14 protein-coding genes are annotated in these 24,157 nt (G+C 46.5%); 11 read left to right on the top strand and 3 right to left on the bottom strand.

From position 1 onward, the window contains the following. Nucleotides 1-475 precede the first annotated feature (475 nt). The 11 genes from gltB (FLM53_RS10415) to FLM53_RS10365 all read left to right on the top strand — a co-directional run bounded on the left by gltB (FLM53_RS10415) (nt 476) and on the right by FLM53_RS10365 (nt 18,799). The gene (gene gltB, locus FLM53_RS10415) at nt 476-5,023 is read left to right on the top strand and encodes a glutamate synthase large subunit (protein ID WP_017630241.1); all 4,548 of its coding nucleotides are present in this window, start codon (nt 476-478) and stop codon (nt 5,021-5,023) included. Next, complete coding sequence (locus FLM53_RS10410) at nt 5,023-6,492, top strand: glutamate synthase subunit beta (RefSeq protein ID WP_017630242.1); 1,470 nt, start codon at nt 5,023-5,025, stop codon at nt 6,490-6,492. Before gltB (FLM53_RS10415) ends, FLM53_RS10410 begins: the two co-directional genes overlap by 1 nt. Before the next feature lie 428 nt (nt 6,493-6,920). Further along, nucleotides 6,921-11,384, top strand: a complete 4,464-nt coding sequence (gltB, locus tag FLM53_RS10405; RefSeq protein ID WP_176682022.1) for a glutamate synthase large subunit — start codon at nt 6,921-6,923, stop codon at nt 11,382-11,384. A gap of 16 nt (nt 11,385-11,400) precedes the next feature. After that, the gene (locus FLM53_RS10400) at nt 11,401-12,813 is read left to right on the top strand and encodes an FAD-dependent oxidoreductase (protein ID WP_145575403.1); all 1,413 of its coding nucleotides are present in this window, start codon (nt 11,401-11,403) and stop codon (nt 12,811-12,813) included. 442 nt (nt 12,814-13,255) lie between these two features. Continuing rightward, nucleotides 13,256-13,684, top strand: a complete 429-nt coding sequence (locus FLM53_RS10395) for a DUF1499 domain-containing protein (protein WP_176680913.1) — start codon at nt 13,256-13,258, stop codon at nt 13,682-13,684. A gap of 126 nt (nt 13,685-13,810) precedes the next feature. Beyond that, nucleotides 13,811-14,506: a 5'-methylthioadenosine/S-adenosylhomocysteine nucleosidase gene (gene mtnN / locus FLM53_RS10390; protein WP_017630246.1), complete on the top strand. Its 696-nt coding sequence runs from the start codon at nt 13,811-13,813 to the stop codon at nt 14,504-14,506. Between the two features lie 10 nt (nt 14,507-14,516). Then, nucleotides 14,517-15,470, top strand: a complete 954-nt coding sequence (locus tag FLM53_RS10385; protein ID WP_176680912.1) for a cobalamin biosynthesis family protein — start codon at nt 14,517-14,519, stop codon at nt 15,468-15,470. 1 nt (nt 15,471) lies between these two features. Continuing rightward, complete coding sequence (gene btuF, locus FLM53_RS10380) at nt 15,472-16,332, top strand: vitamin B12 ABC transporter substrate-binding protein BtuF (protein WP_176680911.1); 861 nt, start codon at nt 15,472-15,474, stop codon at nt 16,330-16,332. Nucleotides 16,333-16,406: 74 nt separating this feature from the next. Then, the gene (locus FLM53_RS10375) at nt 16,407-17,024 is read left to right on the top strand and encodes a TRIC cation channel family protein (RefSeq protein WP_048658038.1); all 618 of its coding nucleotides are present in this window, start codon (nt 16,407-16,409) and stop codon (nt 17,022-17,024) included. Nucleotides 17,025-17,279: 255 nt separating this feature from the next. Next, the gene (locus FLM53_RS10370) at nt 17,280-17,861 is read left to right on the top strand and encodes a flavodoxin family protein (protein WP_176680910.1); all 582 of its coding nucleotides are present in this window, start codon (nt 17,280-17,282) and stop codon (nt 17,859-17,861) included. Between the two features lie 92 nt (nt 17,862-17,953). Further along, entirely contained in the window at nt 17,954-18,799 is an 846-nt protein-coding gene (locus FLM53_RS10365; protein ID WP_176680909.1) for a LysR family transcriptional regulator, read from the top strand. Here FLM53_RS10365 and FLM53_RS10360 read toward each other — a convergent pair. The 3 genes from FLM53_RS10360 to carA form a co-directional block, all read right to left on the bottom strand. Beyond that, nucleotides 18,750-19,529, bottom strand: a complete 780-nt coding sequence (locus FLM53_RS10360; RefSeq protein WP_176680908.1) for a TSUP family transporter — start codon at nt 19,527-19,529, stop codon at nt 18,750-18,752. The genes FLM53_RS10365 and FLM53_RS10360 overlap by 50 nt on opposite strands. A gap of 195 nt (nt 19,530-19,724) precedes the next feature. Next, nucleotides 19,725-22,955 carry a carbamoyl-phosphate synthase large subunit gene (gene carB, locus FLM53_RS10355; RefSeq protein WP_061019048.1) on the bottom strand — a complete coding sequence of 1,077 codons (3,231 nt, stop codon included), beginning with the start codon at nt 22,953-22,955 and terminating at the stop codon, nt 19,725-19,727. A gap of 16 nt (nt 22,956-22,971) precedes the next feature. After that, complete coding sequence (carA, locus tag FLM53_RS10350; RefSeq protein WP_048609692.1) at nt 22,972-24,111, bottom strand: glutamine-hydrolyzing carbamoyl-phosphate synthase small subunit; 1,140 nt, start codon at nt 24,109-24,111, stop codon at nt 22,972-22,974. Nucleotides 24,112-24,157 lie beyond the last annotated feature (46 nt).

Below are 24,157 nucleotides of genomic sequence, written 5' to 3'. Positions count from 1 at the left end.
ATTACATCCCTGCAAAATTCGACCAATTAGTTTACTCAAGGCTTTTTGCAAGCAACCTATCAAATATCAATAAACATGCAAAAAATCGGCTCTATTTGCCTAATGTTGCGCGTTTGTTAGACAAAAAATTCAAAATAAAACGAAAAAAATGGTCTACATGGGTCAACTTTCATTGCAATTCGCCTAGACAAAATTGTAGGATACTTACACATATTGGCTATTTTTGAGTGTTTACTTACAACGAAAACTTGCTAATAAGTCGGTGATATCTAACTCCCACCTATATAAACCACTAGTTTGTGGTTAAAAATAAACGGATATCACTAAGGATTGTTTTTCTCGCAATACTTTTCCTGCGAGATACGGAAAGGATTCAAACCGCCAGCATAGGCAGGTTTAGACCCATAAATATAAAAGGACAAGGCTGACTTTGTACAAAGAAGTTGCGCCTAGATTTAACTGGAAGGATGTATCTATGGTAGATCAAGAGCAGAACTCACAGGGTCTGTATACTCCTGAACTGGAGCATGACGCTTGTGGTATCGGTTTTGTTGCGCATCTAAAGAATCGCAAATCTCATGATGTAGTAACTCAAGCACTCGATATGCTTGCACGTATGGAACACCGTGGCGGCCAAGGCTGTGATCCGTGTTCTGGTGATGGTGCAGGTATCCTGCTACAGAAGCCCCACGAATTCTTACTAGAAGAAGCCGTAAAGCTTGGAATTAAACTGCCATCTTTTGAAAAATATGGTGTTGGTGTTGTACTTTTCCCTAAAGATGAACACAAACGTGCACAGTGTCGTGACATTCTAGAACGCAATGCACAACGCCTAGAGTTAGAAGTTATCGGCTACCGTGAACTTCCAACTGACAACTCAATGATTGGTGCTGACCCACTAAGCACTGAACCTCAATTTGAACACGTATTTATCTCTGGCGGCCCTGGTATTACTCCAGAAGAGCTTGAGCGCAAACTGTACGTTCTACGTAACTACACAGTTCGTGTGTGCCTAGAAAGCGTGTCAAATATCGGTGATGACTTCTACATCAACTCTATGTCTTACAAGACATTGGTGTACAAAGGTCAGCTAACAACAGAACAAGTTCCTCAGTACTTCCTAGACCTGCAAAACCCAACTATGGTGACAGCTCTAGCACTTGTACACTCTCGCTTCTCTACTAATACATTCCCACGTTGGCGTCTAGCTCAGCCTTTCCGTTACATCGCGCACAATGGCGAAATCAATACGGTTCGCGGTAACCTAAACTGGATGAAAGCGCGTGAAGCGATCCTTGAATCGGATCTATTCACACAAGCTGAAATCGACATGCTACTGCCTATCTGTCAGGAAGGTAGCTCGGATTCATCAAACTTCGATATGGCACTTGAGCTTCTGGTTCTGTCTGGTCGTACTCTGCCACACGCATTGATGATGATGATCCCGGAAGCATGGCAAGAAAACAAAAACATGGACCCAACTCGTCGCGCGTTCTACCAGTACCACGCGAACGTAATGGAACCATGGGATGGTCCAGCTTCGGTATGTTTCACTGATGGTGTTCAAGTAGGTGCAACACTCGACCGTAACGGTCTGCGCCCTTCTCGCTATACAGTGACAAAAGACGATTTCCTAGTGATGGCGTCTGAGTCTGGCGTAGTTGAAATCGCACCAGAAAACGTTGAGTACCGTGGTCGTCTACAACCAGGTCGTATCTTCGTTGCTGACCTTGAGCAAGGCCGCATCATTTCTGATGAAGAAGTGAAAGATGGCATCGCGAAAGCACAACCTTACGAGAAATGGGTTGAAGAAAACCTTCTGAGCTTGAAAAAGCTACCAGATGCGAGCAACGAATTTAGCCAACCTTCTCCAGAGAAGCTTCTGCACAAACAACAATCGTTTGGCGTGAGCTCTGAAGAAGTAAACGAAATCATTCTACCTCTTGCGAAAACAGGCTATGAGCCGCTTTCTGCAATGGGTGCTGACTGGCCGCTAGCGATTCTTTCTCACCAATCGCAGCACCTTTCAAACTACTTCAAACAATTGTTTGCTCAAGTAACTAACCCGCCAATCGACCCGATTCGTGAGCGCATGGTTATGTCTCTGAACACTTACCTAGGTAAAGATCAGAACCTACTTGCTGAAACACCTGAGCACTGTCAAAAGGTAGAGCTTGAGTCTCCAGTACTTTCTAACTCTGAGCTAGAAAAGCTGCGTGCAATCGATAACGAGCACCTTCAAGCGAAGACGCTGGATATCGTATTCCAAGCAAATGGCGACCAAGGTAAGTTAGAGCGCGCACTTAAGCGTATCTGCCAATACGCAGAAGACGCAGTGATTGATGGCTACTCTATCATCCTACTGACTGACCGTGCGGTTAACTCTAACCACGCAGCTATTCCAGCAATGCTGGCGGTTGGCGCGGTTCACCACCACCTAATCCGTAAAGGCCTACGTGCTAAGTGTGACATCGTTGTTGAAACGGGTGATGCTCGTGAAACACACCACTTTGCAACGCTTATCGGTTACGGTGCAAACGCGGTTAACCCATACCTAGTGATTGAAACGATTGTTGAACTGCAACGTACTAAGAAGCTAGATCCAAACGTACACCCACGTGAGTTCTTCGATAACTACCGTAAAGGTGTCAACGGCGGTCTACTGAAGATATTCTCTAAAATGGGGATCTCTACGCTGCAGTCTTACCACGGTGCACAAATCTTTGAAGCACTTGGTGTAAGCAAATCAGTGGTTGAGAAATACTTCACTGGTACTGTTTCTCGTATCCAAGGTCTAACGATCGACGATATCGCACGTGAAGTGCTTGTTCGTCACCGTGTTGGTTACCCTGCTCGTGAAATCCCAGCTCAAATCCTTGATGTTGGCGGTGTTTACCAGTGGAAACAACGTGGTGAGAAACACTTATTCAACCCAGAAACGATTTCTCTACTTCAAGAATCGACGCGTAACAAAGATTACGGCCAGTTCAAGAAGTACGCAAAAGCAGTCGATGACCAAGGCGACAACGCAGCAACGCTACGTAGCCAACTTGATTTCATCAAGAACCCTGCAGGCTCTATTCCTCTAGCAGAAGTAGAACCAATCGAGAACATCCTTAAGCGTTTCGCTACTGGCGCAATGAGCTTTGGTTCAATCTCGCATGAGGCTCACTCAACACTGGCTGTTGCGATGAACCGCATTGGCGCGAAATCAAACTCAGGTGAAGGTGGTGAAGATCCAGCACGTTTCGAACGTAAAGAAAACGGTGACTGGGAACGTTCAGCTATCAAACAGGTGGCTTCTGGTCGCTTTGGTGTAACGTCTTACTACCTATCTAACGCTGATGAGCTGCAAATCAAGATGGCTCAAGGTGCGAAACCTGGTGAGGGTGGTCAACTACCTGGTGATAAGGTTGATGACTGGATCGGCGCAACGCGTCACTCGACTCCGGGCGTAGGTCTTATCTCGCCACCACCACACCACGATATTTACTCAATCGAAGATTTGGCTCAGCTAATTTACGATCTGAAAAACGCGAACCGTAATGGCCGTGTAAACGTGAAGCTAGTATCGGAAGCAGGCGTAGGTACGATTGCATCAGGTGTAGCAAAAGCGAAAGCTGACGTAGTACTTATCGCAGGTTTTGATGGTGGTACGGGGGCGTCACCGATGTCTTCTATCCGTCACACTGGTCTACCTTGGGAACTGGGTCTAGCAGAAACGCACCAAACACTACTGAAAAACGGCCTACGTAACCGTATCGTTGTTCAGTCTGATGGTCAGATGAAAACACCACGAGACCTTGCAGTTGCAACGTTACTTGGCGCTGAAGAATGGGGGGTAGCAACAGCAGCATTGGTTGTTGAAGGCTGTATCATGATGCGTAAGTGTCACAAGAATACATGTCCTGTTGGTATCGCAACACAGAACAAGACTCTGCGTGAGCGTTTCGACGGCCGCGTAGAAGACGTAGTGACTTTCTTCCAATACATGGCTGAAGGCCTACGTGAAGTAATGGCTGAACTTGGCTTCCGCTCTATCGATGAGATGGTGGGTCAATCACACAAACTTAAAGTTCGTGACGACATCGGCCACTGGAAGTACAAGAACCTAGATCTAACACCTGTACTGCACATTGAACAGGCTCGTGAAGAAGATGGTATCTACAACCAGACACAACAAAACCACAACCTTGAAGATGTTCTAGACCGTAAGTTGATTCAAGCTGCGATTCCAGCACTTGAGAAAGGTGAAGCTGTAAATGCAACCTTCCCTATCATCAACACAGACCGCTCTGCGGGCACCATGCTGTCGAACGAAATCTCGAAGGTTTACAAAGACCAAGGTTTACCACAACCAATGAACGTTAAGTTCCACGGTAGTGCTGGTCAATCTTTCGGTGCGTTCCTTGCGAAAGGCGTTAAGTTCGAAGTAGAAGGCGACGCGAACGATTACTGGGGTAAAGGTCTGTCTGGCGGTACTTTGGTGCTGTACCCAGATGCGAAATCTTCTATCGTTGCTGAAGATAACATCGTGGTTGGTAACGTATGTTTCTACGGCGCAACCTCAGGTGAATCTTTCATTCGCGGTATGGCTGGTGAACGTTTCTGTGTTCGTAACTCAGGTGCGAAGGTTGTTGTTGAGGGCGTTGGTGACCACGGTTGTGAATACATGACTGGCGGTGTTGCCATTATCCTTGGTTCAACAGGTCGTAACTTTGCTGCGGGTATGAGTGGCGGTGTCGCTTATGTTTGGGATAAAGCGGGCGACTTCGAAACCAAGCTTAACTCTGAACTTGTAGACCTAGATCCAATTGAACAAGAAGATAAAGATCTTCTACTAGATATGCTAACCAAGCACGTTGAATTCACAGGAAGTGAAGTTGCTCAGTCTTTCCTAGACAACTTTGAAGCAAGTGTTGCATCACTAATAAAAGTAATGCCACGCGACTACAAAGCAGTTCTTGAGAAGCGTAAAGCTGAAGCACAACAAGCACAAACGGAAGAAGTGGAGGCAGTATAATGGGTAAGCCTACTGGATTTTTAGAACACGGTCGTGAGCTTCCAAAGAAGCTCGACCCGTCAGTTCGTATCGAAGACAACAAAGAGTTCGTACTTAACGAAGAGTTTGGTGACAAGATCAATACTCAAGCATCTCGTTGTATGGACTGTGGCGTACCTTTCTGTCACAGCGGTTGTCCTATTGGTAACATCATCCCAGAATTCAATGACGCGGTTTACCGTGACAGCTGGGAAGAGGCTTGGAACATCCTAAGCTCGACCAATAACTTCCCTGAATTTACAGGTCGTGTGTGCCCTTCTCCTTGTGAGAGTGCTTGTGTACTAGGTATCAACCAAGACCCAATCACTATCTGTAATATCGAGAAAACCATAGTAGAAACTGCGTACCGTGAAGGGTACGCAAAACCTAAAACACCTCGTTCTCGCACAGGCAAAACAGTAGCTGTTATCGGTTCAGGTCCTGCTGGCCTAGCCGCTGCTGAGCAACTAAACAGTGCAGGTCACTCAGTGACTGTATTTGAACGTGACGAGAAAGTTGGCGGACTACTGCGTTTCGGTATCCCAGATTTCAAACTGGGTATGGACGTAATTGATCGTAAGATCAACCTTATGGCTGAAGCGGGCGTTGAGTTTAAAGTGAACCAGCACATCGGTGTTGATGTTAACGCTCAACAACTACGTCAAGAGTTTGATGTAGTCTTGCTAACAGGTGGTTCTACGGTTCCTCGTGACCTTCCAATTCCAGGTCGTGAGCTAAAAGGCGTTCATTTTGCGATGGAATTCCTTGGCCAAAACAACCGTCGAGCCAACGACCTAGACCTGAAAACAGAAGAGATTCACGCTCAAGATAAGCACATTGTGGTTATCGGTGGTGGTGATACAGGTTCTGACTGTGTGGGTACATCAAACCGTCATAAAGCAGCAAGCATTACTCAGGTAGAGATCATGCCGATCCCACCAGAGAAGCGCCCTGCAAATATGCCTTGGCCTCAATACCCAATGATCATGAAAACAACGACTTCTCACGAAGAAGGTTGTGAGCGTCACTGGAACATCTTAACCAAAGAGTTCATCGGTAACGAGCAAGGTCAAGTGACGGGTCTACGTATTGCTGACATCGTTTGGCAAGATGCGAAACCTGGTGAGCGCCCAAGCTTTGATGAAGTGGCGAACACAGAACGTGTTATCCCTTGTGATATGGCATTCCTAGCGATGGGTTTCTTGCACCCAGAGCCAACAGGTGTGCTAGCTCAACTAGACATTAAACTGGACGAGCGCGGTAACGTCGCTTCTGAAGGTTACGCAACTAACCAGAAAGGCGTTTTCGCTGCTGGTGATATGCGTACAGGTCAGTCTCTAGTAGTACGTTGTATTAATGAAGGTCGTGAATGTGCAATTGCTATTGATGACTTCTTAATGGGTAACTCAAACTTAGAAGCGAAAGCTGATTCACTCATGCTTTCCGCATAATATTTCTCGGGCTAGCGTCGATGACGTTAGCCTAGAGGAAAAGCAACACCCTTCCTAACTTTTATATTTGGCTAGCACTCGATGCTAGCCTTTTTTCTATCTAGCCTTCGGCGTTTTCAAAAACACCCTGTTGTATATGTTAAATACCATTAACATTCGCCTTGCATATCTCATTGATATCCATCGACTATTTTAGATTATTAAGTGGCTAATCGCGTTTATGCATGATAATTAACCATGAACTTGACCTTAAACACAATTAGCTATACGTTGTAAAGCTGATGAAAATAAAATCAATCGGTTTTGTTAACACAACCAATAACGTTTTAACTGGCTAAAGCAAACTATCAGTTTATAAAAAACAACAAGTACATGAATAGTTAGTCATTTACTGTCTGGATGACAGAGAAGCAAAAGGGAGAATTGCAATGGCTCTATATGATCCTAGTCTTGAAAAAGACAACTGTGGATTTGGTTTAATAGCGCAAATGGAAGGCCAACCTAGTCATAAGTTGGTAAGAACTGCTATTTCAGCCCTAGATCGCATGACACACCGTGGTGGTATCGCTGCGGATGGTAAAACCGGGGATGGCTGTGGCTTATTACTGCAGAAGCCAGACTCTTACCTCAGAATTATCGCAGAAGAGAATAACTTCAACCTCGGCAAGCAATACGCTGTCGGCATGATTTTCTTCAGCCAAGACTCAATCAAAGCGCAATCCGCGCAAGACATCGTCAATAAAGAGCTCGCTCAAGAGACACTCACCGTTGCAGGTTGGCGTGTCGTGCCGACTAACACCGACGTTTTGGGTCCAATCGCAAAAGACTCGGTTCCGAATATTCAGCAAGTGTTTATCTCTGCTCCTGCCGGTTGGCGTGAGCGTGATATCGAACGCCGCCTATACATTGCTCGTCGCAGAATTGAAAAGCAGATCACCGAAGACAAAGATTTCTATATTTGTAGCCTTTCAACACAGGTAATGGTCTACAAAGGTCTGTGTATGCCTGCCGATCTTCCTCGATTTTACCTCGATCTTGCAGACTTACGTATGGAATCTGCAATATGTCTGTTCCACCAGCGTTTCTCAACTAACACACAACCACGCTGGCCACTGGCTCAACCGTTCCGCTATTTGGCTCACAATGGTGAGATCAATACCATTGAAGGAAACCGTCAATGGGCTAAGGCTCGTGCCTATAAATTCTCTTCACCACTGTTGCCAGATTTACAAACCGCAGCACCCTTTGTGAATGAGACAGGCTCAGACTCTTCAAGCCTAGATAACATGCTCGACCTGTTCCTAGCGGGTGGTATGGATGTGTTCCGAGCGATGCGTATGCTTGTTCCGCCCGCTTGGCAAAATCACCCAGACATGGACCCAGATCTGCGTGCCTTTTACGACTTCAACTCCAAGCACATGGAACCGTGGGATGGCCCTGCAGGTATCGTACTTTCAGATGGTCGTTACGCCGCATGTAACCTCGATAGAAATGGCCTGCGCCCAGCGCGTTATGTGATTACTAAAGACAACCTAATCACACTGGCATCTGAGGTCGGTATCTGGAACTACGCACCAGATGAAGTTGCAGAAAAAGGCCGTGTTGGACCGGGTGAGTTGCTGGTGATCGATACTCGCCGCGGCAAGCTGTGGCAATCTAATGAGATCGACAATGACCTCAAAGGTCGCCACCCATATAAAGAATGGATGGAAAAGAACGTTCACAAGTTAACGCCATTTTCTGCGCTGCAAGATGACCAAGTCGGTAAGCGTAGCTTTGACGATGACACGCTCAAGACTTATCAGAAACAGTTTGCGATGACCAACGAGGAGTCTGACCAAGTACTGCGTGTGCTTGGTGACATGGGGCAAGAAGCGGTAGGTTCGATGGGCGATGATACGCCGATGGCTGTTCTCTCTTCAAAAGAACGTCTGGTCACTGATTACTTCCGTCAGAAGTTTGCACAGGTCACCAACCCACCTATTGATCCATTGCGTGAAAAACACGTGATGTCTTTGGCGACCAGTATTGGTAAAGAGATGAACGTGTTCTGTGAAACAGACGGTCACGCCTATCGTGTCACGTTTGATTCACCAGTACTTCTTTACTCAGACATGCAGCAGCTTCTGCAGTTAAGCCAAAAACATTACCGTCATGTCATTCTCAGCATGCACTACGACCCTAACCATCAAGACCTTGAACAAGCAATCAAAGCAGTATGTGATAGCGCCGAACAAGAAGTCCGTGAAGGTGCCGTTTTAGTTGTACTGTCGGATAAAGGTTTAGAGAAAGGTAAACTATCCATCCCTGCAGCCATGTTAGTTGGTGCGGTGCAAACAAGACTTGCTGATACCAACCTACGTTGTGATGCCAACATCGTGGTTGAGACCGCAACTGCTCGTGACCCACACCAGTTCGCAGTTCTACTTGGCTTCGGTGCGACCGCGGTTTATCCGTACCTTGCTTATGAAGCGTTAGGTAAAATGTTGGATGATGGCTCTTTAGACAAAGACTATCGCACCGCGATGCAAAACTACCAAAACGGCATCAACAAAGGTCTGTATAAGATCATGTCGAAGATGGGTATTTCTACGATTGCTTCATATCGTTGTTCGCAACTTTTCGAAGCCGTTGGCCTACATTCCGACGTTGTTGAGCTCTGTTTCCGCGGAGTTACTACAAGAATCCAAGGCGCAAGCTTTAGCGATTTCCAACAAGATATTTATAACTTATCTCGCAAAGCGTGGACCAAACGTAAGCCAATCGAGCACGGTGGTTTACTGAAATACGTGCATGGTGGTGAATACCACGCCTATAACCCAGATGTGGTCGGCACACTGCAAACGGCAGTTAAAACCGGCGAAACTTCGGATTACCTCTCTTTTGCTAAGCAGGTAAATGCTCGCCCTGCTGCGATGCTGCGTGACTTAATGAGCCTTAAAAAAGCCGATAACCCACTAACGCTTGAGCAAGTAGAGCCGAGTAGTGATCTCTTTAAGCGCTTTGATTCGGCTGCGATGTCGATTGGTGCGCTGAGCCCAGAAGCGCATGAAGCATTAGCGATGGCGATGAACCGCTTGGGTGGTTACTCCAACTCAGGTGAAGGCGGTGAAGATCCACGACGCTTTGGTACCGACCGTAACTCTCGTATTAAGCAAATTGCTTCTGGTCGTTTTGGTGTCACGCCACATTACCTAACCAATGCAGATGTTCTGCAAATCAAGGTCGCACAAGGCGCTAAACCTGGCGAAGGTGGTCAACTGCCAGGTCATAAGGTGACGGCAGAAATCGCCAAACTGAGATACTCAGTTCAAGGTGTCACTCTGATTTCCCCTCCTCCACATCACGATATTTACTCTATCGAGGATCTAGCGCAGCTGATTTTCGACCTTAAGCAAGTGAACCCTAACGCACTGGTTTCAGTGAAGTTAGTGTCTGAACCGGGTGTCGGCACTATCGCGACTGGTGTAGCAAAAGCCTACGCCGATTTGATCACCATTTCTGGTTACGATGGTGGTACCGCAGCGAGCCCACTGACTTCGGTAAAATACGCAGGATGCCCTTGGGAACTAGGGCTAGCAGAAACCCAGCAAGCACTGGTTGCAAACGGGCTTCGTCATAAGATCCGTCTACAAGTCGATGGCGGTTTAAAAACCGGTCTTGATGTGATTAAAGGTGCGATTTTAGGTGCTGAAAGCTTTGGTTTTGGTACCGCGCCGATGGTCGCAATGGGTTGTAAGTTCTTGCGAATTTGTCACCTCAACAACTGTGCAACGGGTGTCGCGACTCAAGATGAAACACTACGTCGCGAATACTTCAAAGGTCTGCCTGACATGGTGGTGAACTACTTTACTGGCCTAGCCGATGAAGTTCGCCAATACCTTGCAGAGCTTGGTGTAGAAAAACTTACAGACCTAATTGGTCGTACTGATTTGCTTGAAGCCGTTCAGGGCCTCACTGCGAAACAGAGCAAACTCGATCTATCTTCAATACTCGAAGCTCCTGTTTCTCCAGAAGGTCACCCTCTGTTTTGGACAGAACCAAACGCACCGTTTGATAAGGCGCAACTCAATCAACAGATCCTTGATGATGCACTCGATGCGATTGAGAAACGTCAATCCACCAGCCTTTACTACAACGTGATCAACACAGACCGTTCGATTGGCGCTCGTATCTCTGGTGAAATAGCTAAGCGATACGGCAACCAAGGGATGGCTGGCTCACCAATCAAATTGTATCTCGATGGTACAGCAGGCCAATCTTTTGCAGTTTGGAACGCAGGCGGCGTTGAGCTTTACCTAACAGGTGATGCCAATGACTATGTTGGCAAAGGCATGGCTGGCGGCAAAGTGGTTATCAAGCCTCACCAAGGCACCGCATTTACTTGTAACGAAGCGACCATCATAGGCAACACTTGTCTGTATGGTGCAACCGGTGGCAAGTTGTTTGCCGCAGGTACAGCGGGCGAACGATTTGGCGTCCGTAACTCAGGCACGGTTGCTGTGATTGAAGGTGCGGGTGACAACGCCTGTGAATACATGACGGGCGGTATTGTTGCCATTCTTGGCGCAACTGGCGTCAACTTCGGCGCCGGTATGACAGGTGGTTTTGCTTATGTCATGGATAAGAATGAAGACTTCCAAGGCCGAGTTAATAACGAGTCGGTCGAGGCTCTTTCTCTGTCTGACTTATTTATCCACCAAGAACATCTGCGTGGCTTAATTGCAGAGCACTTAGAAGAGACTGGCTCAGTACACGCTGAAGCTATTCTGGCGAACTTTGATGAATGGATTCCGAAGTTCTACCTAGTGAAGCCAAAGACGGCGGATCTAAACACCTTGCTCGGCCACCAAAGCCGCAGCTCAGCTGAACTTCGTGTTCAAGCGCAATAATTGGAAGGAGCCAATAATGAGCCAGAATGTATACCAATTTATTGATGTGAATCGCGTAGACCCAGCGAAGAAACCAATCAAGATACGTAAGATTGAGTTTGTAGAGATCTACGAACCTTTCACGAAACAGCAAGCGAAAGCGCAAGCAGACCGTTGTTTAGACTGTGGTAACCCATACTGTGAATGGAAATGTCCAGTTCACAACTACATCCCTCAGTGGCTTAAGCTTGCCAATGAAGGACGTATTATCGAAGCCGCTGAACTGTCTCACCAAACCAACAGCCTGCCTGAGGTTTGTGGACGAGTTTGTCCTCAAGACCGTTTGTGTGAAGGCTCTTGTACCCTCAACGATGATTTCGGCGCAGTAACCATTGGCAATATTGAAAAGTACATTACCGACAAAGCCTTTGAGATGGGCTGGAAGCCTGACATGTCTCATGTTGAGTGGACTGATAAAAAGGTGGCTATCATCGGAGCAGGCCCGGCAGGTCTAGCGGCGGCTGATATCCTAGTTCGTAATGGCGTGAAAGCTGTTGTATTTGACCGTTACCCAGAGATCGGTGGCCTACTGACGTTTGGTATTCCATCGTTCAAACTTGAGAAAGGCATCATGGAAAATCGTCGCCGCATCTTTAGCGAGATGGGCGTTGAGTTCCAAATGAATACCGAAGTCGGCAAAGATGTACAACTTCAGCAACTTGTCGATGATTACGATGCAGTCTTCTTAGGTGTCGGCACCTATAAAAACATGCGTGCGGGTTTAGATAACGAAGATGCACCGGGCGTTTATGATGCCCTGCCTTTCCTAATCTCTAACACCTACAAGGTAATGGATTTAGAAAACCCAACTCCGTTCATCGATATGCAAGGTAAGAAGGTGGTCGTGCTTGGTGGTGGTGATACCGCGATGGACTGTGTACGAACCTCGATTCGCCAACATGCAGCCAATGTTGTGTGTGCTTACCGCCGAGATGAAGCCAACATGCCAGGCTCTCGCCGTGAGGTAAAAAATGCACGTGAAGAGGGTGTGAAGTTCAAGTTCAACCTCCAACCTATCGGCTTAGAGCTTAACAGCGCTGGTCATGTGGTTGGCGTCAAAGTCGTGAAAACCGCTTTGGGTGAGCCTGATGAAGCAGGTCGCCGCCGTCCAGAACCTGTCGAAGGCAGTGAGCATGTTCTTGAAGCCGACGCAGTGATCATGGCATTTGGTTTCCAACCTCACGCGATGGAGTGGCTAGAACCTTTCGGTGTTGAATTGGATCAATGGGGACGAATCAAGGCTCCCGGACAACAAGAGTTTCAATACCAAACCACCAACAGCAAGATCTTTGCAGGTGGCGATGCGGTTCGAGGATCTGACTTGGTAGTGACCGCTATCGATGAAGGTCGAAAAGCCGCGGAAGGGATATTAGATTACCTAGAAGTGTGACCAGGGCGTGTTGATCTTTCGAGCTGATTTTTGCAGCGAGTTGCTGGGCATTTATACAAGGCAGAGGCGTCGATGTGTAGCTAGCCTACATGAGAAGCCGATAACGTAGTAGAAATGACCAGCAAACGCTGCCCGAAGGGTTCGGCTAAAAGCGTTTTACTCTTTGTTGAGGGAGATTTGCTTAGAGTGACTAGGCTACTTCCCCCTCGCCGCGATTAAAACGCTTTTATCTCGAACAAAATTTAACCACGAAAGGTCAACACGCCCTAGTATAAGGTTTCCTTTATTACTCAAGCCGTTACTATAAAAAAGGATCCAATTATGGATCCTTTTTTGAATTAGATACGTTTATCACAAGCACAACAAAAATACGTAGAACAATCGCAAACAAGCCAATACCGATAACTACAATTAGAATTAAAAACAAGCCATAGGAAACACTATGAAAAAAGCCGCTCTCCTCTCGCTATCACTTTTAACGTTAACCGCATGCAGCCAAGGAATTACGGATATGAAAGACAGAACTTCATCACCTTGTGGAGACAAACCAAACTGCGTATCAACTCAAGATGATCGTGAACAGCATGCATTGGCCGCGTTCGAGTTATCAGATTCAGCAAACCTAGATGCGATTGAGCAGGTTGCGCTAACCTTACCGGGTTCGAAAACCGCGAGCAAAACAGAAGATTACCTGCGTGTCGAATGTACCTCTCGCATCATGCGCTTTGTCGATGACTTAGAACTCAAAATCACCGATGGCAAACTGATCGTGCGTTCTGAGTCTCGTACTGGTCATTCTGATTTTGGTGTGAACCGAAAACGTTCTGAACAACTTCGCGCAAGCCTAAAAAGCGAAGGCCTAATCAAATAGATAAAAGAATACGCAGATAAATCGCTGCTATTCGGATGAGAAGTGCTTCTGGGCTGTCGCTCGACACTTCTCTTCCATGCTACAATTTCGCTCTACTGTTTAAATATTTTTATTAAGAGACTACACATGAAAATCGGCATCATTGGCGCAATGGAGCAAGAAGTTGCGATCCTAAAAGCAGCAATTTCAGACATTACTGAAGTTAATAAAGGCGGTTGTACCTTTTTCTCTGGTCAGCTAAATGGTGTTGACGTTGTTTTGCTTCAATCAGGTATTGGTAAAGTAGCAGCAGCAGTTGGTACTTCAATCCTACTAAGCGAATACCAACCAGATGTCGTTCTAAACACTGGCTCTGCTGGCGGTTTTGATTCAACACTGAACCTTGGCGATGTTGTTATCTCGACTGAAGTTCGTCACCACGATGCAGACGTTACGGCTTTCGGTTACGAAATCGGTCAAATGGCAGGTCAACCTGCAGCATTCAAAGCTGACGACAAACTGATGCAAGTTGCTGAACAAGCGCTATCTCAAATGGAAGATAAGCATGCTGTTCGCGGTCTTATCTGTACTGGCGATGCATTTGTTTGCACCGCTGAGCGCCAAGAGTTCATCCGTAAGCACTTCCCATCAGTGGTTGCTGTAGAGATGGAAGCTTCTGCGATTGCTCAAGCTTGTCACCAATTCCAAGTTCCATTCGTGGTTGTGCGTGCAATCTCTGACGTTGCAGACAAAGAGTCACCAATGAGCTTCGAAGAGTTCCTGCCACTAGCAGCGCAAAGCTCTTCTGAAATGGTTATCAAAATGGTTGCCCTACTAAAGTAAGCGACTAGACATGCAAACACTGTTTGATCAGGTATTTGCAAATGGCGTGCTCCTTGTAATGTGGGGAGCACTGCTTTTTCATTTAATCTTACCTATCCCTCATGCCGCACACCCCACGACCTTATGGCATAAGTTTGCTGAGCTTTTAGCAAGCAAGGTTAATAACAACCAAAACTATTCCCAAAGCCTAATCTCGGGCACGTTAGCCTGGGGATTAATGGTATTACCGACTCTGGTTATTCTGTTGGCCTTACAACCTTTGGTTTGGCAATCTCAGCTATTTGAGTTAGCACTGCTATTACTCGCCATTGATTGGCGTAACAATGAAAAGCTGGCTAATCAGTTGATCAAGGCACTTGGTCGAGAAGATAAAGCTGCCGCTCGTCAGTTACTGGATCCAATTGTCAATCGTCAGACCGAATCACTTTCATCACTTGGCCTAGGCAAAGCCGCTACAGAAACCATCATTATGGGTTACGCTCGTAACGTGGTTTGTGTGCTGTTCTGGTACGCCATCGGTGGTGGTATCGCCGCATTGATGTATCGTCTGATTGTCGAATTAGCTCGAGCTTGGTCACCAAGCCGCAAGCAGTTCTCTCCTTTCGGCTCTACGGCAATCAAGATCGTCGCGATCCTAGAATTTATACCAATGCGCTTGTTTGCCTTGATGATCGTCTGTGGTGATAAAGCGTCCCACACATTTAAGATAATGCTCGTTCAAAGTCGCTCCTGGCCTCTACCCGGCCCAGCATGGTTAATTACAGCCGTAGGTAACAAGTTAGAGTTATCACTAGGTGGCCCTGCGATTTATGACAACACCAAAGCCATTCGTGCAAAATTAGGTGGCAGAATCGCCCCATCAGCGCTGCACTTATCTCAGGTTCAAAAGCTGCTTTTTGGTCGCATCGCTATCTGGATATTCTTACAAAGCCTAGCCTTCCTCATTATTCACCAAGGGATTTAAAGTGAAACCCTCTCAATTTGTTACACGATGTACAGCCCTCACGTTCAGTCTCAGCTTCAGTTTTTGGGCACCCACTTCACTTGCGACAGAAATAGCAACAGCCGAACGTGTTATCAGCCTCGCTCCTCATGCGACGGAGCTTGCGTACAGTGCAGGCTTGGGTGACAACCTTATCGCAGTGAGCGAACGAAGTGATTACCCACCACAGGCTGATAAGCTTGAGAAGGTAGCAAACTATCAAGGCATCAAGGTTGAGAAAATCATCGCACTGCAGCCAGATCTGATTCTTGCATGGCCTGCAGGCAACCCGCCTAGAGAACTCGCAAAGTTAGAGCAGTTTGGTTTTAATATTTACTACTCCAAAACCAAAAGCCTAGACAGCATCGCGACCAATATTGAACAACTAAGCCAGTACGCAAGTGACCCAAGTGTCGGTGAAAATAATGCTAAGCAATACAAAGAACAGCTCAACGCGTTAAGGCTAAAATATAAAGACGCCGAGCCTGTGAACTACTTTTATCAGCTTAGCGAAAAGCCGATCATCACTGTGGCTCAAGGGCACTGGCCAAGTGAGGTGTTTGAGTTTTGTGGTGGGCACAATATTTTTGAAGACAGCGCCTCCCCTTATCCGCAAGTTGGTATTGAACAGGTTGTACTTAAGAAACCTGAAGTGATCTTCACATCTCAGCACGCCATCGAGAACGGAACCATGTGGCAAACTTGGGAAGAAGAGATCCCAGCTGTCGCTCAAGATCAGATTTGGTCACTCAATTCAGATTGGATTAATCGCCCGACAACCAGAACTTTGCAAGCGATCCAACAAGTGTGCGATTTCTTCGATAGAGCTAGGCAAAATCACTAACTTTTTGCTGCGTTTTTTCGTACAATTCGCCACCGACCTGTCCCTACAATTTTAACTATAAGAGCACCAGTATCATGGACTCCATGCTGCTTTATATTATCGATTTATTTGGCACTGCCATCTTTGCTATTTCAGGCGTTTTTGTCGCAGGCCGTCTTAAGATGGACCCCTTTGGCGTAGCCGTTCTAGGCAGTGTAACCGCGATTGGCGGCGGTACTATTCGTGACATGGCATTGGGTGCAACTCCAGTGTTCTGGATCACTGACACCACCTACCTTTGGGTAATCATCATTACCTGCTTGCTGACCATGATCATCGTAAGACGTCCCAAGCGTCTGGCATGGTGGATACTGCCGGTATGTGATGCAATCGGCCTAGCGGTATTCGTGGGCATTGGTGTTGAAAAGGCGCTGATTTACCAAGATTCTGCATTGGTGGCCATTATCATGGGTGTCATCACAGGTTGTGGTGGGGGTATTATTCGCGACGTGCTTGCCCGTGAAGTGCCGATGATCCTAAGAAGTGAAGTCTACGCGACCGCTTGTATTATTGGTGGCGCTTTCCACACCATGGCAATCAGCATGGGGCACGACTCAGAGACGGCATTTTTAGCCGGTGTATTCTCAACGCTGCTGATTAGGCTTGGGGCTATTCGCTGGCACTTATCACTGCCGACGTTCGCCATCAAATAAGCGAGCGCTACACAATAGATTAAAGGCTCCGTAAGGGGCCTTTTTTAATTCTACTTCATCTTCTAATTCACTCATAAACATCTGTCATTCAATACGAATTCCTAAGTTTCACTTTCCAAAGTCCCTCTATCGTTTCCAAATTTCAATTTAGTTAATAATGTTTTTTGTTTACTTATACGATTACCAGACTATATTAGTAAACAAATGACTTTACAAATATATTTACTTACTAATGCTAACTACGAGGGTTTAAGGATGAGCAGTAATAAAATTGGAATTGTTTTCTTCTCCAAATGCGGGGCAACCAAGCAAGTAGCAGAGCTCATCGCAGAGGGCGTAAACTCTCAACTGCCTAGCTCGGCATTGCTCATCGAGGTTCTCTCGTCTGAAATCATAGAAGGAAGGTATGACAATATCGATAAGCTCAAGGTATTAGACAGCTGTGATGCGATTGTCTTTGGAGCGCCAACTTATATGGGGTCACCTGCCGCTCAGTTTAAGAGTTTTATGGACGCGAGCAGTGATACTTACGGTAAGAAATCATGGAGAAACAAACTTGCTGCAGGCTTTACCACCGGTGGCAGCCTCAACGGAGAGCAACAACAAACCCTACTCAGCTTTTTCACTCTAGCTTGCCAACATGGCATGATTTGGGCAGGGCTTGATGTATCTAAACACATCGACGACCTAGGCCTGAATCGCACTGGTTCGAGCATTGGCTTGGTTGCCAGTGTCGATGAAGCCCCAACCTCAACAAACAACAGCGTTAATGCAAATGACCTAAAAACCGCTTTCTATTTTGGTCAACGCATCGCGAGCTTGGTTCAAAGTTCGTAGCTTGTGTGATATCTATGAGCTCAAGACTAGAGAATGGCTGTCGTTTCAGGTAACTTGATTCAATCATTCCCAACTTTCATGAATATTACTAAATGCTACTCGAAGGAATCGAAACTCTATTGGTATTGAGTAAAGCAAAGACGATGAGCCGTACCGGCAGTTTGCTTTATATCAGCCAATCAGCGGTCAGCAAACGGATTGCAAATTTAGAAAAGAAGCTAGGTAAAAAGCTCATCGAGCCGAGTGGCCGACAGATAAAACTGACGCCGGATGCGGTTGCATTGATCGAGAGTATCGGCCCTACGTTCAATGAGCTTCGTGGCCTTATTTATGAACAACAAGAGTTGGAAGATACCACTCTCATCACCTTAGACAGCTCTAAATCTCTAATAGCGGGCTACTTAGGTGAGATGATGGGGCAATTTATCCAGCAAGATAAATACATCACCATTACCACCAACCACACGCCGAGAATCATAGAACGAGTGCAATCAGGCAAGGCAACTCTAGGATTGTGCGCAGGCTTATTGCCACCGCATCATGGATTGATGACCTTCCACCTGTTTGATGAGCCGTTTTACATTGTGAGTAAGCAGCCACTCAAGGCCCTTCCTCCACTGGTCATTACCAACGATATGACCAACCCTGCTAACTCTTATCAATTATCTGTATTAGAAAAATTCGGCATAAAACCCTTAATGGAGATGGATGCCTACACCGCAGCGGCGCAACTTGCATTGGGCGGAACGGGACCGGCGTTAATCCCGCTCTCTATCGTAAAAACACTCAATATTGAGCCTCAATACTTGTATAGCTTCCATGAATTAGCAGGCTTAATTCGACCGATTCATGTCTGTGTTAGACCAAATAGCTATCAGTCTCCGAGAGTTAAAATACTGATAGAATCCATTGTTGATGCTGTTCCCAAAGGAGTTTAGAAGCCATGAGCATCGACATGACGATCACAAGAGGGCGAATCCATTTCTGCCCTTTTGCCACCACCACTTTAGCGCCAAGCTGAGCTCCCATAAAGCCACCAACCGCCATCACTAATCCTAACTCCCAAATTGGCAAACCAGCCAAAATAAAGAAGATCAGTGCAGCGATGTTCGAGGTGAAATTCAATACTTTGGTGCGTGCCGTAGCATCGACTAATGAGAAATGACCAATAGCTACAAAACAAACCGTGAAGATTGAGCCTGTACCCGGGCCAAAGAAGCCATCATAGAAACCAACACCGCCACCGACACATAACGCAAACATCGCCTCAGAGATCTTTTGTTTGCCTTCAGAGGCTCTGGTTTGTGGTGCTAATAGGAAATAGAGAGAGATCGCGATAAGCAGCAGTGGGATCACGCTGGTCAAAAGGCTCGCGTCGATGTATTGAACCAACTCAGCACCAATAGCCGAACCTATAAAGGTACAAAAGATAGCGAGGCGCATCTCCTTAATACTGACGATACCGTTACGCACGAAATACCAACTCGCAGAGAAGCTGCCAAATGAGCTCTGGAGTTTGTTAGTCGCCAGTGCTTGCGTGGGTGGCACGCCAGCCGCGAGCAATGCAGGTAGAGTCAACAACCCACCGCCGCCAGCCATTGCATCAATAAAGCCTGCTGCCGTTGCAACAACAAACAAGATAGCCAATATTTCTAGAGTGATTTCCATATACCCAACGCCTTAAATTCTTGTGTAGCGACAAGTTACCACCGTGAGCAAACGAACAACAACGAAACACAAGATTCTAACCTATTCCATATTTTCATCATTTAACTCATGCTATCTAACAGGCATAAAAAAGCCCACTCCGGAGAGTGGGCTTTGAGCATTTATATCCGCTTAACAGCGATACACTTTAGGCGATTAAGCTTGAGAAGCTTTAACCTGTGCGTGTAGCTCTTGAACTGAAGTTACTGATGTCTTCGCGTCTGCAGTATGCGCCATACAAGTCGCGAATGCAGCGTTTAGCGTAGTCGTGTAGTTAACTTTCTCAGCCAATGCGCCACGACGAAGTACTTTAGAATCTTCAATCGCTTGACGACCAGCAGCTGTGTTCACGATGTACGTGTACTCGTTGTTCTTGATACGGTCAAGAATGTGAGGACGACCTTCGTGTACCTTGTTGACTAGACGTGGGTTGATACCCGCTTCGCCAAGGATAACCGCTGTACCGTGTGTTGCGTCTAGCTGGTAACCAAGCTTAGATAGCTTAGATGCTAGGTCAACAACACGCTCTTTGTCGCCTTCGCGAACAGAAAGAAGTGCACGGCCGCCTTCTGGGTAGATGTTGCCACAACCCAATTCAGCTTTAGAGTATGCTTCTGCGAACGTCGCGCCAACACCCATAACTTCACCAGTAGAGCGCATTTCTGGGCCTAACAGTGGGTCAACACCAGGGAACTTGTTGAATGGAAGTACAACTTCTTTCACTGAGTAGTAAGGTGGGATGATTTCTTTCGTAAAGCCTTGAGACTCTAGCGATTGACCTGCCATTACACGAGCTGCAATTTTAGCGATTGGTGCGCCAGTTGCTTTAGATACGAATGGAACCGTACGTGCTGCACGAGGGTTCACCTCGATTAGGTACACTTCGTTGTTCTTAACAGCAAACTGCGTGTTCATCAGACCACGAACACCCAACTCGAACGCTAGCTTTTCAACTTGCTCGCGCATTACGTCTTGGATTTCTTGGCTTAGCGTGTATGCAGGAAGAGAACATGCTGAGTCACCAGAGTGAACACCCGCTTGCTCGATATGCTCCATGATACCGCCGATTACAACGCGTTCACCGTCACAAATCGCATCTACGTCTACTTCAACAGCGTCGTCTAGGAAGCTATCAAGTAGTACTGGAGATTCGTTTGATACGCTAACTGCTTCATTGAAGTAGCGACGTAAATCTTGCTCGTCGTATACGATTTCCATCGCACGACCACCAAGTACGTAAGAAGGACGTACAACAAGTGGGAAGCCGATTTCGCGAGATTTCTCAACCGCTTGCTCCATTGTTGTTACTGTTGCGTTCTCTGGCTGAAGTAGGCCTAGACGGTCTACAGCAACTTGGAAACGCTCACGGTCTTCTGCACGGTCGATTGCGTCTGGGCTAGTACCGATGATTGGTACACCAGCAGCTTCAAGAGCACGAGCCAGTTTAAGTGGCGTTTGACCACCGTACTGAACGATAACGCCTTTTGGCTTCTCAACGCGAGCGATTGCTAGTACATCTTCCAGTGTTACTGGTTCGAAGTACAGACGGTCAGATGTATCGTAGTCTGTAGAAACAGTCTCAGGGTTACAGTTAACCATGATAGTTTCGTAGCCATCTTCACGTAGTGCTAGTGATGCGTGTACACAACAGTAGTCAAATTCAATACCTTGGCCGATACGGTTTGGACCGCCGCCTAGAATCATGATCTTGTCTTTGTCTGTTGGGTTCGCTTCACACTCGTCATCGTAAGATGAGTACATGTAAGCTGTGTCTGAAGAGAACTCAGCCGCACACGTATCTACACGCTTGTACACTGGGTGGATATCGTATTGGTCACGCAGACGACGGATTTCGCTTTCTGCTACACCTAGAATCTTAGATAGGCGCGCATCTGCAAAACCTTTACGCTTAAGCTTGTTTAACTCGTCTTTGTTCAGACCAGCAAAGCCTTTCGCTTTCAGTTCTTGCTCTAGCTTAACGATGTCTTCGATTTGAACTAGGAACCAACGGTCGATTTGCGTTAGGTTGAATACACCATCTACCGACATACCAGCACGGAATGCGTCAGCGATGTACCAAATACGCTCTGCGCCAGCTTCTTTCAGTTCGTGACGGATAGTCGTTAGAGCATCAGGTGCATCTAGGTCTACCATTTCGTCAAAACCAGTCGCGCCAACTTCTAGGCCGCGAAGTGCTTTTTGTAGAGATTCTTGTTGGTTACGGCCGATAGCCATAACTTCACCAACAGACTTCATTTGCGTCGTTAGACGGTCGTTAGCACCTGCAAACTTCTCGAAGTTAAAACGAGGAATCTTAGTTACTACGTAGTCGATTGTTGGTTCGAATGATGCTGGCGTTGCGCCGCCAGTGATGTCATTCATTAGCTCGTCTAGCGTGAAGCCAACAGCCAGTTTCGCTGCAATCTTAGCGATTGGGAAACCTGTAGCTTTAGATGCTAGTGCTGAAGAGCGAGATACACGAGGGTTCATCTCGATGATAACCATACGGCCATCTTTCGGGTTGATACCAAACTGTACGTTTGAACCACCTGTTTCAACACCAATCTCACGCAGTACTGCTAGAGATGCGTTACGCATTAGTTGGTATTCTTTGTCTGTCAGCGTTTGAGCTGGAGCCACAGTGATTGAGTCACCTGTGTGAATACCCATTGGGTCGAAGTTTTCAATCGCACATACGATGATGCAGTTGTCGTTTTTGTCACGAACCACTTCCATCTCGTACTCTTTCCAACCGATAAGTGATTCATCGATAAGAAGTTCGTTAGTTGGAGATAAGTCCAAACCACGACGACAGATTTCTTCAAATTCTTCTTTGTTGTAAGCGATACCGCCACCAGTACCACCCATCGTGAACGATGGACGAATGATACAAGGGAAGCCAACCATGTCTAAAACTTTGTAAGCTTCTTCCATCGTTTTCGCTGTATCAGCAGTTGGACACTCAAGGCCAATTGCTTTCATTGCTTTATCGAAGCGTGAACGGTCTTCTGCTTTATCGATAGCGTCAGCCGTTGCACCAATCATTTCAACACCGAACTCTTCAAGAACGCCGTGCTTTTCTAGGTCTAGAGCACAGTTCAATGCAGTTTGGCCACCCATAGTAGGTAGAACTGCATCAGGCTTCTCTTTAGCGATGATGTTACGCACAACTTCCCATTGGATAGGTTCGATGTAAGTTGCATCGGCCATATCTGGGTCAGTCATGATTGTCGCTGGGTTCGAGTTTACAAGAATAACTCGGTAACCTTCTTCGCGAAGCGCTTTACAAGCTTGAGCACCAGAGTAATCGAACTCACATGCTTGGCCGATAACGATCGGGCCAGCACCTAGAATAAGAATACTTTTAATGTCAGTACGTTTTGGCATTGTCTACTACTCCGAATTACGCTGTGTGCTGTTTGATTAGTTCAATAAAGTGGTCGAATAACGGCGCTGCGTCTTCTGGACCTGGGCTTGCTTCAGGGTGACCTTGGAAGCTGAATGCTGGTTTGTCTGTACGGTGAATACCTTGTAGAGAACCATCAAATAGTGATTTGTGCGTTGCACGTAGTGTCTCTGGAAGGGTTTCTTCGTCAGCAGCAAAGCCGTGGTTTTGCGAAGTAATCATCACAACATCACGATCTAAATCTTTAACCGGGTGGTTTGCACCGTGGTGACCAAACTTCATCTTCACTGTCTTAGCGCCTGACGCAAGAGCAAGAATCTGGTGACCTAGACAGATACCGAAGATTGGTAAGCCTTTTTCTAGGAACACTTTTGTCGCTTCAATTGCGTAAGTACATGGTTCTGGGTCACCAGGGCCATTTGAAAGGAAAACACCGTCTGGGTTCAGAGCTAGTACTTCTTCAGCAGAAGTTTCAGCTGGAACAACCGTTAGGCGGCAGCCGCGGTCAACAAGCATTCGTAGGATATTTCGTTTTGCACCGAAGTCATAAGCAACAACGTGGTATGGCAATTCAGAGTCTGCTTTCGCTTCAGGAAGTCCACCCGTAAGCGTCCACGAACCTTGTTTCCATTGATACGCTTCTTTTGTTGTAACTTCTTTCGCAAGGTCCATACCTTTCAGGCCAGGGAATTCTTTTGCTTTAGCTAGAGCCAAAGCTTCGTCTAGGTTGTTACCCGCTACGATGCAACCGTTCTGTGCGCCTTTTTCACGAAGAATACGCGTCAGCTTACGAGTATCGATATCAGCGATACCAACAACGTTTTGCGACTTAAGGTAATCAGAAAGGGATTGTTCATTACGGAAGTTAGAAGCGATTAGAGGGAGATCGCGAATCACAAGGCCTTGAGCGTGGATTGAAGAAGATTCTTCGTCTTCGGAATTGGTTCCGGTATTGCCAATGTGAGGGTAAGTAAGGGTAACGATTTGTTGAGAATAGGAAGGATCAGTGAGGATTTCTTGGTACCCCGTCATCGAGGTATTAAAAACGACTTCACCAACTGCAGAACCTACAGCGCCAATGGCTTCACCGTGAAATACTGTCCCATCTTCTAGGACGAGTAGTGCTGACTTCTTCAAGACAACCTCCAGAAATAAAAATGCATTAAAATTGATTTAATTTGCA

The organism is Vibrio sp. Scap24 (assembly GCF_013394185.1).
In the GTDB taxonomy this organism is placed as follows: domain Bacteria; phylum Pseudomonadota; class Gammaproteobacteria; order Enterobacterales; family Vibrionaceae; genus Vibrio; species Vibrio pomeroyi.
This window is presented reverse-complemented; position numbering and strand designations above follow the sequence as displayed.